This window comes from Streptomyces sp. SID12488 (genome assembly GCF_010548275.1).
Classification (GTDB): Bacteria; Actinomycetota; Actinomycetes; order Streptomycetales; family Streptomycetaceae; genus Streptomyces.
On the sequence record NZ_JAAGLT010000004.1, the window covers coordinates 104,401 to 120,270 of the forward strand.

A 15,870-nucleotide genomic window follows, 5' to 3' on the forward strand; every position below is an offset into this window, starting at 1 on the left:
CGCACACGCGGCTCTCGGCAGACGCGGCGGCGACTCCGACCCCGTGTCTCCTTTGCCCGGGTCACCTGCGGAGGGCTGCCTGCTGCCTGACAGGCGTGCCGCCGGCGACGACTGGACCGGGTGTCCCGGCGCGGCGCTCCAGAGCAGCCGGCAGAAAGGCCAGGAGCAGGGCGCCAGTGGCGAGGGCGGCGCCGACCCAGTTGGGGGCGGTGTAGCCGAGACCCGCCGCGATCACCATGCCCCCGAGCCAGGCGGAGAGTGCGTTGCCGAGGTTGAAGGCCCCGATGTTGACGGCCGAGGCCAGTATCGGCGCACCGTGCGCCTGGTCGAGGACCCGCTTCTGCAGGGGCGGGACGGTGGCGAAGCCCAGTGCACCGATCAGCGCGATCGTGACGGCCGCGAGGACCTTGTGGTGGGCGGTGACCGTGAAGAGGCCGAGTACGACAGCCAGGGCGCCCAGGGAGACGTACAGCAGGGGCATCAGGGCGCGGTCCACGTACCTGCCGCCGACCAGCTTCCCCCCGACCATGCCGAGGCCGAAGAGGACCAGCAGCCAGGTGGCAGAGCAAGCACGGGCTGAGCGTGCGCGAGTACTCGCTGCTGGACGTTCCTCAGCCGACAGCACGACGGCGCGGGCGGCCATCTGCAGATGAAGGCGGTCGCCGACACGGTCGTCCTCAGCCAGAGCGCGACGACACGACTGGTCACCAGACTCGAGGACCGCGGACTGCCGGCCCGCTATCTGTGCCCCACCGATCGCCGCGGGATCTACACGAACGTCAGCGAGGCGGGACTCGAGCTCCTTGACGAGGCACGTCCCACCAATGACATCGCCCTCCGCGAGGCCCTCGACGAGGCGGCCAGGAATCCGGAGCTGGCTCCGCTGGTCCGGGTCGTGGAGTCGGTGAACCTCCCCGCATAGGGTGCGGCCATGGGAGATTTTGAGATACGGCCCGCGACCACGGAGGACGTTCCCACGATCGTCGGCATGCTCGCCGACGACCCGCTGGGCGCGCAGCGCGAGTCACCGGACGACCTGACCCCGTACCTGACCGCACTGGCCCGTCTGACCGCCGACCCGAACCAGCACCTGGTCGTCGCGGTCCGCGAAGGTCGCGTGGTCGGCACGCTCCAGCTCACGGTCGTTCCCGGGCTGTCCCGCAGAGGCGCGACCCGGTCGATCATCGAGGGTGTGCGTGTTCACGCCGCCGAACGCGGCAGTGGCCTCGGCGGCCGGCTCATCGAGTGGGCGATCGACACGTCACGCCGGGAGAACTGCCAGTTGGTTCAGCTGACCTCGGACGTCACGCGCACGGACGCCCACCGTTTCTATGAGCGGCTCGGCTTCACGCCTTCACACGTGGGCTTCAAACTCCAGCTCTGAACACCCGGAAGAAGCGTCATGTTTCACGTGAAACATGACGCTTCTTCGCAGCCGGCGCCTACCTGATCCCGCGCCACCCTTCCGGATCCACCCCACCCGGCACGGATGCCCCCTCCTCGTACGGCTGACGCACGAAGACGAACGACCCGAGGTCCAGGTGGCCCGCTACTCCGTTCGGCCGCCGTACGGCCCGCAGAAGCTCTCCCGCGAAGTAACCGTCGAGACCCGTCCAGGTGCCGTCACCGTTGGACCTGAAGCGCGAGCGGCGGCCAACGCCCGCCAAAGGCCCCAGCGAGACACCCCCATCAGCCGCCAGCCGCAGGGCATAAGGCGTGGTCCCCCAGTACCACTGGCCCGCCAACTCCAGTACGTCCCTGTCGACTTCGGGCAACGGGCGCCAAGGCTCGGGAATCCGCGGCTCAGCCTCCGCGACGATCTTCACGAGGTCGGCGGCGGTCGCGGACACCAGCGGACCAGAGGTGCAGTTGGCCAGGACGACAGCCGCAAGGTCGTCCGCCACGCTGATGGCGAGGCTCGCAAGGAACCCGGGCAGCGAACCTCCGTGCCCCACCAGCAGTCGGCCGTCCCGGTACTGGACCTGCATACCGAGGCCGTACGCCGCACCCGCGGCCACATCCTCAGGCTCGGCCGGAGCTGCCGGCGTACGCATCTCCGCGACGGACGCGGCGCTCAGCACCCGGTCGTCCCCCTGTGCGAGGAAGGCGGCGAAGCGCGCCAGGTCTCCCGTGGTGGACCAGAGCTGACCGGCCGGCGCCATCCGCCCGAGGTCCTCCGTCGGCTCCGGCAGCAGGACATCGGCCCAGGGATGCACCGCCCAGCCCCCGGCATGCGGTGCCTGCGGCTGCCCGCTGGTCCGCTCCAGCCCCAAAGGCTCGAGCACCTCGCGCCGCAGCACGTCCTCCCACGGAGCACCGCGCAACTCCTCGACCAGCGCGCCGAGAACGCTGTAGCCAGGGTTCGAGTAGTGGTGGCGTCGCCCCACGGGATGCAGCAACGGCCGCTTCCCGAGTACGTCGGCCAGCTCGGGCCGCAGGGATCCAGGTGTCCGCTCCCACCAGGGCGCGGGCGACTCGGCCGCCAACCCACCGGTGTGCGCGAGCAGTTCGGCGACGGTCGCCTCCCCCGCGCCGGTACCCGGCAGATGTTTCTCCAGCGGATCGACGAGATCGAGAAGCCCCTCGTCACGCAACCGCATCACCAGTACGGCGGTGAAGGTCTTGGTGATCGAACCGATCCGGTACTGCACATTGGCATCGGGCGCATGACCGTCCACCGAGCTCCGCGCCCCCGTCCACACTGTCTCCCCGCCGCGCACCACCGCCGCGACCAAGGACGGCGCCCGCCCTTCACTCTGGGCAACAGCGATCCGGTGCAGCAAAGCCCGCCGCGTGCCGGGAAGAAGCTCGTCCTGAGGTGTTGTCATGGGGCAAGTTCATCGGTCGTGCCGCGTTGCGTCGAGCCCATTTCCTCTCGGCCGAGGAGCACACGTCACGTCTGGGCCATGTCCACGAACCGCGAATAGTGCCCCTGGAAGGCGACCGTGATGGTCGCCGTCGGGCCGTTTCGGTGCTTGCCGACGATGATGTCCGCCTCGCCCGCGCGCGGAGACTCCTTCTCGTACGCGTCCTCGCGGTGCAGCAGGATCACCATGTCCGCGTCCTGCTCGATCGAGCCGGACTCACGCAGGTCGGAGACCATGGGCTTCTTGTCCGTACGCTGCTCGGGGCCACGGTTCAGCTGCGACAGCGCGATCACCGGCAGCTCCAGCTCCTTGGCCAGGAGCTTCAGGTTTCGCGACATGTCGGAGACCTCTTGCTGACGGCTCTCGGAACGCTTGCCGCCGGACTGCATCAGCTGGAGGTAGTCGATGATCACGAGCTTCAGGTCCGCGCGCTGTTTGAGGCGGCGGCACTTGGCACGGATCTCCATCATCGACAGGTTCGGGGAGTCGTCGATGTACAGCGGCGCGGCCGAGACGTCCGGCATACGGCGGGCGAGCCGGGTCCAGTCCTCGTCGGTCATCGTGCCGGAGCGCATGTGGTGAAGGGCCACGCGCGCCTCGGCGGACAGCAGACGCATGGCGATCTCGTTGCGGCCCATTTCGAGGGAGAAGATCACGCTCGGCATGTTGTGCTTGATCGAGCAGGCGCGAGCGAAGTCCAGCGCGAGCGTCGACTTACCCATGGCGGGGCGGGCCGCGATGATGATCATCTGACCTGGGTGCAGACCGTTGGTGAGCTGGTCCAGGTCGGTGAACCCGGTCGGCACACCGGTCATTTCCCCCGAACGTGAGCCGATCGCCTCGATCTCGTCGAGAGCGCCCTCCATGATGTCGCCGAGCGGAAGGTAGTCCTCCGTGGTGCGCTGCTCGGTGACCGCGAAGATCTCGGCCTGGGCGCTGTTGACGATCTCGTCGACGTCACCGTCGGCCGCGTATCCCATCTGGGTGATGCGTGTTCCGGCCTCGACCAGACGGCGCAGGACCGCGCGCTCGTGCACGATCTCCGCGTAGTACTCGGCGTTCGCCGCCGTCGGCACCGTCTGCACCAGCGCGTGCAGATACGGAGCGCCGCCGACCTTGGTGATCTCACCCCGTCTGGTGAGTTCGGCCGCGACCGTGATGGGGTCGGCCGGCTCGCCCTTCGCGTAGAGATCGAGGATCGCCGTGTAGACGATCTCGTGCGCGGGCCGGTAGAAGTCATGGCCTTTGAGTACCTCGACGACGTCGGCGATCGCGTCCTTGGACAGCAGCATGCCGCCGAGGACGGACTGTTCGGCGTCCAGGTCCTGGGGCGGTACACGCTCGAAAGACGTGCTCTCCCTTTCCCACTCGCCGTTCTCGCGACCGCGGTCGTGCTGTTCGTCGCGGCCCCGGCCTCCTTCGCGGCGTTGTCGGGAGGGGGGCAGACGATCGCTGGGACCGCTGTCGGCCCACGGATCGTCCAAGGGTTCGGAAATACTCACCGAGCCACCTCCTCCCGTCCGTCGAGCGGACCTCGCCGTGCCCCTCTTTTCTACGGCACGGCACTGACAAATAAGACGCCCAACTCCGGTTCCGGCGCGTCGGTTTTGTGACGTTTCCGAGGCTGGGAGAAGGAGCGGGCGCCGCACCACCGTAGGCCTGTCGGCACCGTCAGCCAATCTGGTTATCCACAGGCCATGTGGACGACGGCCCGGATGCTGTGGAGAACTCCGCAAAACCTGTGCACGACCCGGTGGACAGCCCTGTGAACAAGCTTTCGCGACTTTCGACACACCGCCTCTGACCAGCGCGTTTCCCATCCACCGGCTGTGCAGAAGAAAAACTTTCCACATCGGGCCAAGATCTCCACGAGCAGCAGCCCGTGACGTGCACCTCAAGAGGGCAGGTAATAGTCCCAAGCGGATTGTGTCTCTTACCTGTGGAAGATTAGATTGGTGGTCATGACACAGGCTCCCGCTGAACCCAGGGCGACCCGTCGCCGGCACGACCGAGAGATCGTCGCACTGGCTGTCCCCGCCTTCGGCGCACTCATCGCCGAGCCTCTCTTCGTCATCGCCGACAGCGCCATCGTCGGCCACCTCGGTACAGCGCAACTCGCCGGACTCGGCATCGCCTCTGTCCTGCTCACCACAGCGGTCAGCGTCTTCGTCTTCCTCGCCTACGCCACCACGGCCGCCGTCGCCCGGCGCGTCGGCGGGGGCGATCTCCAGGCCGCCATCCGCCAGGGGGTGGACGGCATCTGGCTCGCCCTACTGCTCGGCGCCGCGGTCATCGCTATCGTCCTGCCCTCGGCTCCCGCGCTCGTGGACCTCGTCGGCGCCTCGAACACTGCGGCCCCGTACGCGGTGACCTATCTGCGGATCTCCGCGCTCGGAATTCCGGCCATGCTCGTTGTCCTCGCCTCCACCGGCGTTCTGCGCGGCCTCCAGGACACCAGAACGCCGTTGTACGTCGCCGTCGCGGGCTTCGTCGCCAACGCCGCCCTGAACGTGAGCCTCGTCTACGGCGCGGACCTCGGCATCGCGGGTTCCGCCTGGGGCACCGTCATCGCCCAGTGGGGCATGGCGGCGGCCTACCTCACGGTCGTCGTCCGGGGCGCCCGCCGACACGGCGCCTCACTACGCCCCGACACCGCGGGGATACGGGCCTCCGCCCAGGCGGGCGCGCCGCTTCTCGTGCGTACCCTCTCCCTGCGCGCGATCCTCATGATCGCCACGGCCGTGGCCGCAAGGCTCGGCGACGCCGACGTCGCCGCACACCAGATCATCCTGTCCTTGTGGAGCCTGCTAGCTTTCGCGCTCGACGCAATCGCCATCGCAGGACAGGCCATCATCGGGCGCTATCTCGGCGCGAACGACACCAAGGGCGCCCGCGAAGCCTGCCGCCGCATGGTCGAGTGGGGTATCGCCACCGGAATCGTGCTCGGCCTGCTGGTGATCGTCAGCCGTCCGCTGTTCCTGCCGCTGTTCACCAGCGACGCCGTGGTCAGGGACACGGCGTTGCCGGCCCTGCTCATGGTCGCGCTGTCGCAACCGATCTGCGGGATCGTCTTTGTCCTGGACGGCGTACTGATGGGCGCGGGCGACGGCCCTTACCTGGCCGGGGCGATGTTGATCACACTGGCCGCCTTTGCACCGGTGGCCCTGCTCGTGCCGACTCTCGGCGGCGGCCTCACCGCCCTCTGGGGAGCGATGACGCTCATGATGACCGTCCGCATGCTGACTCTGTGGCTGCGAGCCCGTTCAGGCCGCTGGATGGTCACAGGCGCCACCCGCTGAAGGCACTGAGAGCGCCGTACTGCCCTGCTGCGCGTCCCTCTGTTTCACGTGAAACATCGACACGATTTCTGCCGTTTCACGTGAAACATCGGCGTGCTCAGTTCCGCTCACACAGAAGGGCCGCACCCCGGAGGATGCGGCCCCACAACTGCTTCAGTGAGCGCAGCGCTTAGGCGGCGACGACCTCGATGTTGACCTTGGCGGCAACCTCGGGGTGCAGACGCACCGACGTCTCGTGGGCGCCGAGCGTCTTGATCGGCGCGCCCAGCTCGATGCGGCGCTTGTCGACGTCCGGGCCACCGGAAGCCTTGATCGCCGTGGCGATGTCGGCCGGGGTGACGGAACCGAAAAGACGACCGGCGTCGCCGGAGCGGACGGCCAGACGGACCTTGACGCCTTCGAGGCGGGCCTTGATGTCGTTGGCCTGCTCGATGGTCTGGATCTCGTGGATCTTGCGAGCACGACGAATCTGCTCGACGTCCTTCTCGCCACCCTTGGTCCAGCGGATCGCGAAGTTCCGCGGGATCAGGTAGTTGCGAGCGTAGCCGTCCTTGACGTCGACGACGTCGCCCGCGGCACCGAGGCCGGAGACCTCGTGGGTGAGGATGATCTTCATTAGTCGGTCACCCTTCCCTTATCGTGCGGTGGACGTGTAGGGCAGCAGCGCCATCTCACGGCTGTTCTTGACAGCCGTGGCGACGTCACGCTGGTGCTGCGTGCAGTTGCCGGTCACCCGGCGGGCACGGATCTTGCCGCGGTCGGAAATGAACTTCCGCAGCATGTTCGTGTCCTTGTAGTCCACGTACTGGACCTTGTCCTTGCAGAAAGCGCAGACCTTCTTCTTAGGCTTGCGCACAGGCGGCTTCGCCATGGTGTCTCTCCTGTGTGATCAAGAAGTGTGGGTACGGCCCACCCCTCGGCCCGAAGGCCTAGAAGGGGGGCTCGTCCGAGTAGCCGCCACCGGAACCGCCGGAACCACCGGAGCCGCCGGAGTTTCCACCCCAGCCGCCACCACCAGCGCCACCCTGGTTGCCACCAGCGGGAGCGCCCGTTGCCCAGGGGTCCTCAGCCGGAGCGCTGCCGCCCTGCGGAGCGCCGCCGGAGTTTCCACCCCAGCCGCCGCCCTGCTGACCGCCACCACCCTGCTGGCCGCCACCGCCACCGCTGTAACCGCCCTGGCCACCTCGGCCGGCGGCCTTGGTGACCTTGGCGGTGGCACTGCGCAGGCTGGCGCCGACCTCGTCGACGTCCAGCTCGTAGACCGTGCGCTTCTCGCCCTGCGTGGTCTCGTAGGACCGCTGCTTCAGCCGGCCCTGCACGATGACGCGCATGCCTCGCTGGAGCGACTCGGCCACGTTCTCCGCCGCCTGACGCCAGACCGAGCAGGTCAGGAACAGGCTTTCGCCGTCCTTCCACTCGTTCGTCTGCCGGTCGAAGGTGCGGGGGGTGGACGCGACACGGAACTTCGCGACCGCCGCACCCGAGGGGGTGAAGCGCAGCTCGGGGTCATCGACAAGATTGCCGACGACCGTGATGACGGTCTCGCCTGCCATAGGGGAACCTCTCGGCGGGTTTGCTGCTGGCTGCTTTTGGTGCTGCTACTCGGATTCCCGAGATCAGCTGAGCGGGAGGCTCAGTGGGTCTCGGGGCGGAGGACCTTGGTCCGGAGGACCGACTCGTTCAGGTTCATCTGGCGGTCGAGCTCCTTGACGACCGCAGGCTCGGCCTGCAGGTCGATGACCGAGTAGATGCCCTCGGGCTTCTTCTTGATCTCGTACGAGAGACGACGACGGCCCCAGGTGTCGACCTTCTCGACCTTTCCGTTGCCCTCACGGACGACGGAGAGGAAGTTCTCGATCAGAGGGGCGACAGCGCGCTCCTCCAGCTCGGGGTCGAGGATGACCATCACTTCGTAGTGACGCATGTGGAACCCACCTCCTTTGGACTCAGCGGCCACGGTCGTTCCGTGGCAGGAGGGTTGTTATGCGTACGCCACGGTATCGGCAGCCACTGACAGTCGGAGGTCTCCGAAGGGATTCCTCGTCACGGCGTGGGCAGACACCGGTGCAGACGGTACAGAGTACCCGCACTGCGCTTCCGGTTGAAATCAGGCCCCGGTGACCGTCAATCTGTACACATCGGGTGTGTATGGCGCTACGATGCGCCGCCTTCCGCAGGAGGTGCCACATGGCACAGGCATTGCGACCCAACACCGCCGGATCTCTCTTCGCCACCGACGGCAAGCCCCATCCGCTCCAGGACAGCCTGCTCGCTGTGACACTGGTGCTCGGACTGACGGCCTTCGTCACGGCGATGTTCCACAGTCTGCATCTGCTCAGTTCCTGGACCGGTCTGGTGGGGATCCTCACCGGCGCGTACGGACAGTTCGTCTCGGAGACGACCCGCGAACGCTTCGGGCTGATCCTGGGCCTCGGCGCCGCCGCGGTCGGCTTCTTCCTCGGCATGGCGCACGGCGGTCTCTTCGGCGGCGTGATCGGCTGACGCGGACCACCCCTGGTGCCCCGGCCGAGGCAAGGCCGGGGCACAGGTGCCGTACGGCCAGTCGAGGCGCTCGCAGGGCGCAGTAGGCTTCGGCGCGAGAGCCGGAGCCCCTGTACCCATGGGGACACACCAGCCCGAGGAGCGCCCGGAATGAGCCTGACCCTGAGGACGATCAGCCGTGAGCAGCATCTGGCGTACATCCAGAGCCTGCCGTCGGCGAGCCACATGCAGGTTCCGGCCTGGGCAGACGTCAAGGCGGAGTGGCGCTCCGAGAACCTCGGGTGGTTCGACGACCGGACGGGCGAGATCGTCGGCGCCGGTCTCGTGCTGTACCGCCAGCTGCCCAAGATCAAGCGGTATCTGGCCTATCTGCCCGAGGGCCCGGTCATCAACTGGTTCGCGCCGAATCTCGACGACTGGATCCAGCCGATGCTGGCGCATCTCAAGCAGCAGGGCGCCTTCTCCGTGAAGATGGGCCCGCCGGTGATCATCCGGCGCTGGGAGGCCACGTCCATCAAGGCGGGCATCCAGAGCCCGGACGTGAAGCGGCTGCGCGACATCGAGGCCGACTTCATCGAACCGCGCGCCTTCGAGGTCGCCGACAAGCTGCGTCGTATGGGCTGGCAGCAGGGCGAGGACGGCGGGGCCGGCTTCGGCGACGTACAGCCTCGCTACGTCTACCAGGTACCGCTCGCGAACCGTTCGCTGGAAGAGGTCCACCAGAACTTCAACCAGCTGTGGCGCCGCAACATCAAGAAGGCCGAGAAGGCCGGTGTCGAGGTGGTCCAGGGCGGTTACCAGGACCTGGAGGAGTGGCAGCGGCTGTACGAGATCACAGCGTTGCGTGACCACTTCCGGCCCCGCCCGCTGGCGTACTTCCAACGCATGTGGACGGCCCTCAACACCGAGGACCCCAACCGCATGCGGCTCTACTTCGCCCGTCACAACGGGGTGAACCTGGCTGCCGCGACGATGCTGATCGTCGGCGGGCACGTCTGGTACTCCTACGGCGCCTCGGACAACATCGGACGTGAGGTCCGTCCCTCGAACGCCATGCAGTGGCGAATGCTGCGCGACGCCTACGCACTGGGCGCCACCGCCTACGACCTGCGCGGCATCTCCGACTCGCTGGACGAGACGGACCACCTCTTCGGCCTGATCCAGTTCAAGGTCGGCACGGGTGGGCAGGCTGCCGAGTATCTCGGCGAGTGGGACTTCCCGCTCAACAAGCTGCTCCACAAGGCGCTCGACATCTACATGTCGCGCCGCTGATGTACCGGAATTCCCCTTCACACCACTGATGCACCGCAGCCACGAGAAAGGTTCCAGGTCCCGGCCATGGCGCTCACGCTCTACGTCGACACCGCGCGCTGGCGTGCGCACCACAAGCACGTGTCCGAGCAGTTCCCGGGGCTCGTCCCGGTCTGCAAGGGCAACGGCTACGGCTTCGGGCACGAGCGGCTGGCGGAGGAGGCCACGCGACTGGGCTCGGACATCCTGGCCGTCGGAACGACGTACGAGGCCGCGCGGACCAAGGACTGGTTCAGCGGGGACCTGCTGGTCCTGACGCCGTTCAGGCGGGGCGAGGAGCCCGTGCCACTGCCTGATCGCGTCATCCGCTCGGTGTCGTCGGTGGACGGGGTGCACGGCCTCGTCGGAGCCCGTGTCGTCATCGAGGTCATGTCCTCCATGAAGCGTCACGGTGTGACCGAGCAGGAACTGCCCCAGCTGCACGCCGCCATAGAGGACGTGCGCCTCGAAGGCTTCGCGATCCATCTGCCGCTGGACCGCACCGACGGCTCGGACGCCGTGGAGGAGGTCATCGGCTGGATGGACCGGCTGCGCGCGGCCAGGCTTCCCCTGCACACCATGTTCGTCAGCCACCTCAAGGCCGAGGACCTGGCGCGACTTCAGCAGCAGTTCCCGCAGACCCGCTTTCGCGCCCGTATCGGCACCCGGCTGTGGCTGGGCGACCACGAGGCCACGGAGTACCGCGGCGCGGTCCTGGACGTCACTCACGTGGCCAAGGGCGACCGCTTCGGCTACCGGCAGCAGAAAGCGGCCTCGGACGGCTATCTGGTGGTCGTGGCGGGCGGTACGTCGCACGGGGTGGGCCTGGAGGCCCCCAAGGCCCTGCACGGCGTCATGCCGCGCGCCAAGGGTGTCGCCCGCGCCGGCCTCGCCACGGTCAACCGGAATCTCGCCCCGTTCGTCTGGGACGGCAAGCAGCGCTGGTTCGCCGAGCCGCCGCACATGCAGGTCTCGATCCTCTTCGTGCCCTCGGCGGACGCCCGGGAGCCGAAGGTCGGCGAGGAGCTGGTGGCCCATCTGCGCCACACCACCACGCAGTTCGACCGGATCGTCGACCGCTGACCTACCTGGCGCGGGTTGCCCGAAAGGCCGTACACGGAGTCCGTGTACGGCCTTTAACGTGGCGCTTCCAAGCCGCGTTCGCTCAGAGCGAACGTTCGTCGTCGTCCTGTACCTGCTGACTGCCCCACTCCACCTGCGGGCCGTCGAAGTGCGCGGCGTGCCGCGGCGGATGAGCCGCTGGGCCGAGTACGAAGACGTCCTGCGCGCCGTCGAGCACGCCCCCTGACGGATCGTCGTCGCCGGCCCGGCGCACCACGTCCCGCTCCGGCATGAGGATGTCCCTGACGATCACGGCGCAGAGGTACAGCGTGCCCACCAGGTGGACGCCGATGACGAATTGGTAGCCCTCGGTGGGCAGGCCTTTGTGGGCGTCTCCGCTGGTCGTGTACGCGAGGTACATCCAGATCCCCAGGAAGTACGCGACCTCGCACGCCTGCCAGATCAGGAAGTCCCGCCATTTCGGGCGAGCCAGTACGGCGAGGGGGACCAGCCACAGCACGTACTGCGGGGAGTAGACCTTGTTGGTGACGATGAACACCGCGACGATCAGGAAGGCGAGCTGGGCGAAGCGCGGACGGCGCGGGGCGGTCAGCGTGAGTGCCGCGATGCCCGCGGCCGCCGCCAGCATCAGGAGCATCGCAAAGGTGTTGACGGTCTCAGTGGTGAACGGATTGTCCGAGTGCTGGGCGAGGACCAGCCAGAATGAACCGAAGTCGACGCCCCGTTCCTGGCTGAACGTGTAGAACTTCGACCAGCCGTCGAAGGCGAAGTACATCACCGGAAGGTTCACCGCGAACCAGGCGACGACTGCTCCACCCAGCGCCTTACCGAACGGCCGCCACTTGCCCGCGCGCCAGCACAGCAGGAGCAGGGGTCCCAGCAGCAGGAAGGGATAGAGCTTGGCGGCCGTGGCGAGCCCCAGCAGGACGCCGAAGGCGAGTGACCGGCCACGAGACCACATCAGCATCGCGGCGGCCGTCAGAGCGACCGCCAGCAGGTCCCAGTTGATGGTGGCGGTGAGCGCGAAGGCGGGTGCCAGAGCGACCAGCAGACCGTCCCAGGGGCGCCGCGCGTGCGTACGTGACACGCATACGACGATGATCGCCGCGCACACCATCAGCATCCCGGCGTTGACGAACCAGTACCACTGCTCCTGGTGCTGGATGGTCCCGCTGCCGGGCGTGAGCCAGGCGGCCACCTCCATGAACACACCGGTCAGCACCGGGTATTCGAGGTACTCCATGTCGCCGGAGATCTTGTCGAAGTACGGCACGAGTCCGTCGGCGAATCCGCGGCCCTGATAGAGGTGCGGAATGTCGGAGTAGCAGGCGTGCGTGTACTGCGTGCCGGCCCCGAAGAACCAGCCGCCGTTGTAGCAGGGTGCCTTCTGGACCAGACCGAGGGCGAACATACCGATCGCCACGAGCGCGACCACTCGTACCGGAGTCCACCAGGACGCCCCCAGTAGGGCACGCCGTCCGATGGGGCCGCCGATCAGCTCACTGCCGGCCACGGCGATCTCGTCGTCCCTGGTCGGCCGTACCGGGTCCTGCTCGCGCACGCTCGCTTGCGTCGTCTCTGCACTGGGCATGGGCGACATCCTGCCGTACGCACCTAGGAACACGCCGAGGGCCGCCGCACCTGGTCGGTGCAACGGCCCCATGTTTCACGTGAAACAACGTGAATCGGATCGGTGTTTCACGTGAAACACCCGCGCTGGGCGCTGTTTCGGCGAACCGCTCGGTCAGCCGAAGATGCCTCCGTTGTTGCCACCGTTGCCGTTCGCGTTGCCATTGCTTTCTTCGTCGCTCTCCGTGGGCGAGGGACTGGATGTCACTCCACCGTCGGTAGAGCCTTCGTTCGTGCCGCCCGTATCGGTACCGGTACCGGTCCCTCCGGTGTCATCACAAGTGACGTCGAAGGGGCCGCAGCTCTCGCTCGGCGAGGGCGAGGGGGAGGGCTCGACCTCTTCCTCGGAAGGCGTCGGGCTCGGCGGCGGAGGCGGTTCCTCCGACTCCGTGACAGAGGGCGTCGGGCTCGGCAACGGGTCTTCGTCGACGACCTCGCCGTAGGGCTGGGGAGTCGGGAAGTCCTTCACCGGCGTGCCCTTGAGCGCCTGTTCCATGTAGTCGTGCCAGATCTCGGCCGGGAACGAGGCACCGTGGATCTTCTCCTGGCCACCCGTGCCGTACATCTCCAGGAACTCACGGTTCTTGTTGGTCTCGTCGTCGTCCATCCGGAACATGCTGATCGCGGTGGACAGCTGCGGGGTGTAGCCGACGAACCAGGCCGACTTGTTGCCGTCGGTGGTACCGGTCTTACCGGCCACCTCACGGCCGGGCAGCTGGGCCGCCGTACCCGTTCCGTCGTCGACCACGGTCTTGAGGACGTCGGTGACGTTGTCGGCAACCTGGGCGGTGAACATCTGCTTGGCGTTGGCGATCTTCTCGTGCTCGAAGATCGTGCCGTCCTTACTGGTGACCGTCTCGACCGAGTACGGAGTGTTCTGCTTGCCGCTGGCCGCAAAGGTCCCGTAGGCGCCTGCCATGCGGATCGCGCTCGGGTCCGAGGTACCGATCGAGAACGACGGGAAGTCGGCGCTGGCCAGGCTGCTGTCGAGCAGGCCGGCGTCGGTGGCGGACTCCCTGACCTTGTCCAGACCGACATCCATACCGAGCTGGACGTAGGCGGAGTTGGCGGAGACCCGCATCGCCTCACGCAGGTCGACCCGGAAGCTGGGCGCGTTGTACGACTCGTCGCCGTCGTTGCGCTGCAGCCACTCCTTGTCGTCCTTGTCCTTCCAGACCGTGTTGTCGTAGTTCTTGATCTTCAGCTTGTTCTTGCCGCTGTAGATGCTGTCGGGGGAGACCTGGGTCCGCTCGTCCTGTGCCTGTGTCGCCCCCAGATCCGGATCCCGGACGCCCCACTTCATCGCTGCGGCGAGTACGAACGCCTTGAATGTCGAGCCCACCTGGGCGCCCGTCGTGTCGGCGTTGTTGGTGAAGTGCTTGGTCGCGTCCTCACCGCCGTAGACGGCCTTGATCGCGCCTGTCGTCGGATCGACGGATGCCCCGCCGAACTGGACGTACTTGTCGGTCTTCGGCCGCTTGTCGGTGTCGATGTTCGCCTTGCGAACATTCGTGACCGCCTTCTCCAACGCCTGGACCTTCTTCTTGTCGAAGGTCGTGTAGATCGAGTAGCCGCCCTGCTGCAGTTGGTTGGCGGTGATCCCGGTCTTGTCGGTGTTGTTGATGAGGTAGCCCTTGGCGAGGTCGACGAGGTAACCGACCTGGCCGCTCAGCGCGGTGTTGGAACGAGGGTTCTGCATCTTCGGGAAGGTCGTGTACTTGGCGCGCTCGACCGCGGTCATGCGCCCGTCCTTGACCTCCTCGTCGAGGATCCACTTCCACCGGTACTCGGCCCGCTTGCGGTTGGCGTCAGGGGTGGCGTTCACGGGGTCGACGGACGGCGAGCCGGCCGGGTCGTAGTACGTGGCGCCCTTCAGCACCGCGGCCAGGAAGGCGCACTCGCTGGGGTTCAGGTCCTTGGCGTTCTTGTTGAAGTACGCGCGGGCCGCTGCCTGCATCCCGTAGGAGTCGCGGCCGTAGTAGGCGGTGTTCAGATAGCCGGCCATGATCTCCCTCTTGTCGACGTTGGTGCCGACCTTGATGGAGATGAACAGCTCCTTGAACTTCCGCGTGAGCGTCTGCGACTGGTCGTCCAGCCGGGCGTTCTTCACGTACTGCTGGGTGATCGTCGAACCACCCTGTGTCTGACCACCCTTGGCCATGTTGAACAGGGCACGGGCGATGCCCATCGGGTCGACACCGCTGTCGGTCTCGAACGTCTTGTTCTCGGCCGACATCACGGCGTAGCGCATCGCCGGGGGAATCTGCTCGTAGCCGATGATCTGGCGGTTCGTCTCGCCACCGGTCGCCACCATCTGGCTGCCGTCGGCCCAGTAGTAGACGTTGTTCTGGGCATTGGCGGCCTTCGCGACGTCCGGCACGCCCACCAGGGCGTAGCCGATGCCGGCCACCGCCACCAGGCTGCCGACGAAGCCGATGAACAGTCCCGTCACCTGCCGCCACGACGGCATCCAGCGGGCGACTCCGTACTTGCCCGCGCGCGGATAGTCGATGAAGCGCTTCTTGGGCGGAGGGCCCGCCGCACGGCCTCTGCCGCGCCCGGGCCCGTTCGGGCCGTTGGGACCACCGCGACGTCCGCCGCCCTCGGGCTCTCTGCGACGTGCGCCAGTACTTCTCTGCGAGGCGCGCCGGGATTCGGCGCGGCCTCCGGACTGGCGCACTTCACCTTCCGCTCCGTAGGGACCCAACCCATAGGAATCCGATCCATAGGAGTCGGAAGGAGACTCGGTTGCGCCTCGCGGCGCCGCGCGGCGGCCGGAGGACGGGCCGCGTCGGGCCTCGGCACGTCCGCCTCCCTGCGGCTGCGGCGGTTTGCGACGGTGCTCGCTCATCGAACGATTACTCCTTGGGCAGGCGCATCCGTGCGCGCCTGGAAACGGCGACTGGTTTCCGGTCCCCCCAAAGTACGGATGCGGCCGGGTTCGCATTCATCCGTACGGCACCGAGCACGACGACGTCCCCAAACGTCACTCGGTTCCCGGTGGACTGCATGGCGCACAGACTACGCACCGTCAAAACCCGCCCAGCCCCGAAGTTCACCCCAAACCAGGCAACTTGCTTCCTACGAATCGGTGATGTGATCCCGTTCACGACCTCCCCTCTTGTCGCATGCGCAGGGCCGTTCTATCGTCTAGATGTATCGAGTCGATACATCAGCTCGGCATAAACAGTGCCGGAGAC

At 67.2% G+C, this 15,870-nt stretch carries 13 protein-coding genes and 2 pseudogenes; 6 read left to right on the forward strand and 9 right to left on the reverse strand.

The window, feature by feature from the left end:
• Positions 1-61 precede the first annotated feature (61 nt).
• A pseudogene (locus G3I56_RS08620) lies at positions 62-559 on the reverse strand (MFS transporter); the annotation flags it as partial.
• A gap of 2 nt (positions 560-561) precedes the next feature.
• Here G3I56_RS08620 and G3I56_RS08625 point away from each other — a divergent pair.
• A pseudogene (locus G3I56_RS08625) lies at positions 562-922 on the forward strand (MarR family transcriptional regulator); the annotation flags it as partial.
• Between the two features lie 9 nt (positions 923-931).
• Complete coding sequence (locus G3I56_RS08630) at positions 932-1,384, forward strand: GNAT family N-acetyltransferase (RefSeq protein WP_164408303.1); 453 nt, start codon at positions 932-934, stop codon at positions 1,382-1,384.
• A gap of 58 nt (positions 1,385-1,442) precedes the next feature.
• Here G3I56_RS08630 and G3I56_RS08635 read toward each other — a convergent pair whose 3' ends face one another.
• A complete protein-coding gene (locus G3I56_RS08635) occupies positions 1,443-2,828 on the reverse strand; it encodes a serine hydrolase domain-containing protein (protein ID WP_164408304.1) in 1,386 nt (461 codons plus the stop codon).
• Positions 2,829-2,893: 65 nt separating this feature from the next.
• A complete protein-coding gene (gene dnaB / locus G3I56_RS08640; RefSeq protein ID WP_164408305.1) occupies positions 2,894-4,369 on the reverse strand; it encodes a replicative DNA helicase in 1,476 nt (491 codons plus the stop codon).
• 459 nt (positions 4,370-4,828) lie between these two features.
• Between dnaB and G3I56_RS08645 the strand changes: the two genes are divergently transcribed.
• Positions 4,829-6,166 (forward strand): MATE family efflux transporter, encoded by a 1,338-nt coding sequence (locus tag G3I56_RS08645; protein ID WP_164408306.1) that lies wholly within the window; start codon positions 4,829-4,831, stop codon positions 6,164-6,166.
• Between the two features lie 169 nt (positions 6,167-6,335).
• On the opposite strand, the gene rplI is transcribed toward G3I56_RS08645, so the two are convergent.
• From rplI to rpsF, 4 genes are all read right to left on the reverse strand, one after another.
• The gene (gene rplI / locus G3I56_RS08650) at positions 6,336-6,782 is read right to left on the reverse strand and encodes a 50S ribosomal protein L9 (RefSeq protein ID WP_053746021.1); all 447 of its coding nucleotides are present in this window, start codon (positions 6,780-6,782) and stop codon (positions 6,336-6,338) included.
• An 18-nt stretch (positions 6,783-6,800) separates the two neighbouring features.
• Entirely contained in the window at positions 6,801-7,037 is a 237-nt protein-coding gene (gene rpsR / locus G3I56_RS08655) for a 30S ribosomal protein S18 (RefSeq protein WP_006381652.1), read from the reverse strand.
• A gap of 58 nt (positions 7,038-7,095) precedes the next feature.
• Positions 7,096-7,719, reverse strand: coding sequence for a single-stranded DNA-binding protein (locus G3I56_RS08660; protein WP_164408307.1), 624 nt, complete (start codon positions 7,717-7,719; stop codon positions 7,096-7,098).
• Positions 7,720-7,799: 80 nt separating this feature from the next.
• Entirely contained in the window at positions 7,800-8,090 is a 291-nt protein-coding gene (rpsF, locus tag G3I56_RS08665; protein WP_146481131.1) for a 30S ribosomal protein S6, read from the reverse strand.
• 263 nt (positions 8,091-8,353) lie between these two features.
• Between rpsF and G3I56_RS08670 the strand changes: the two genes are divergently transcribed.
• The 3 genes from G3I56_RS08670 to G3I56_RS08680 all read left to right on the forward strand — a co-directional run bounded on the left by G3I56_RS08670 (position 8,354) and on the right by G3I56_RS08680 (position 11,041).
• Positions 8,354-8,668: a hypothetical protein gene (locus G3I56_RS08670; protein WP_006381651.1), complete on the forward strand. Its 315-nt coding sequence runs from the start codon at positions 8,354-8,356 to the stop codon at positions 8,666-8,668.
• Between the two features lie 150 nt (positions 8,669-8,818).
• Positions 8,819-9,940, forward strand: a complete 1,122-nt coding sequence (femX, locus tag G3I56_RS08675; protein ID WP_164408308.1) for a peptidoglycan bridge formation glycyltransferase FemX — start codon at positions 8,819-8,821, stop codon at positions 9,938-9,940.
• A gap of 66 nt (positions 9,941-10,006) precedes the next feature.
• A complete protein-coding gene (locus G3I56_RS08680) occupies positions 10,007-11,041 on the forward strand; it encodes an alanine racemase (protein ID WP_164315897.1) in 1,035 nt (344 codons plus the stop codon).
• Positions 11,042-11,123: 82 nt separating this feature from the next.
• Here G3I56_RS08680 and G3I56_RS08685 read toward each other — a convergent pair whose 3' ends face one another.
• On the reverse strand, positions 11,124-12,632 hold the full coding sequence (locus G3I56_RS08685) for a glycosyltransferase 87 family protein (RefSeq protein WP_203689478.1): 1,509 nt from the start codon (positions 12,630-12,632) through the stop codon (positions 11,124-11,126).
• A 153-nt stretch (positions 12,633-12,785) separates the two neighbouring features.
• Positions 12,786-15,521: a transglycosylase domain-containing protein gene (locus G3I56_RS08690; RefSeq protein WP_164408310.1), complete on the reverse strand. Its 2,736-nt coding sequence runs from the start codon at positions 15,519-15,521 to the stop codon at positions 12,786-12,788.
• Positions 15,522-15,870 lie beyond the last annotated feature (349 nt).

Coding starts and splice junctions, on each gene's coding strand:
- G3I56_RS08630 (WP_164408303.1), top strand. CDS start 932: ATGGGAGATTTTGAGATACGGCCCGCGACCACGGAGGACGTTCCCACG.
- G3I56_RS08635 (WP_164408304.1), bottom strand. CDS start 2,828: ATGACAACACCTCAGGACGAGCTTCTTCCCGGCACGCGGCGGGCTTTG.
- G3I56_RS08645 (WP_164408306.1), top strand. CDS start 4,829: ATGACACAGGCTCCCGCTGAACCCAGGGCGACCCGTCGCCGGCACGAC.
- rplI (WP_053746021.1), bottom strand. CDS start 6,782: ATGAAGATCATCCTCACCCACGAGGTCTCCGGCCTCGGTGCCGCGGGC.
- rpsR (WP_006381652.1), bottom strand. CDS start 7,037: ATGGCGAAGCCGCCTGTGCGCAAGCCTAAGAAGAAGGTCTGCGCTTTC.
- G3I56_RS08660 (WP_164408307.1), bottom strand. CDS start 7,719: ATGGCAGGCGAGACCGTCATCACGGTCGTCGGCAATCTTGTCGATGAC.
- rpsF (WP_146481131.1), bottom strand. CDS start 8,090: ATGCGTCACTACGAAGTGATGGTCATCCTCGACCCCGAGCTGGAGGAG.
- G3I56_RS08670 (WP_006381651.1), top strand. CDS start 8,354: ATGGCACAGGCATTGCGACCCAACACCGCCGGATCTCTCTTCGCCACC.
- femX (WP_164408308.1), top strand. CDS start 8,819: ATGAGCCTGACCCTGAGGACGATCAGCCGTGAGCAGCATCTGGCGTAC.
- G3I56_RS08680 (WP_164315897.1), top strand. CDS start 10,007: ATGGCGCTCACGCTCTACGTCGACACCGCGCGCTGGCGTGCGCACCAC.
- G3I56_RS08685 (WP_203689478.1), bottom strand. CDS start 12,632: ATGCCCAGTGCAGAGACGACGCAAGCGAGCGTGCGCGAGCAGGACCCG.
- G3I56_RS08690 (WP_164408310.1), bottom strand. CDS start 15,521: ATGAGCGAGCACCGTCGCAAACCGCCGCAGCCGCAGGGAGGCGGACGT.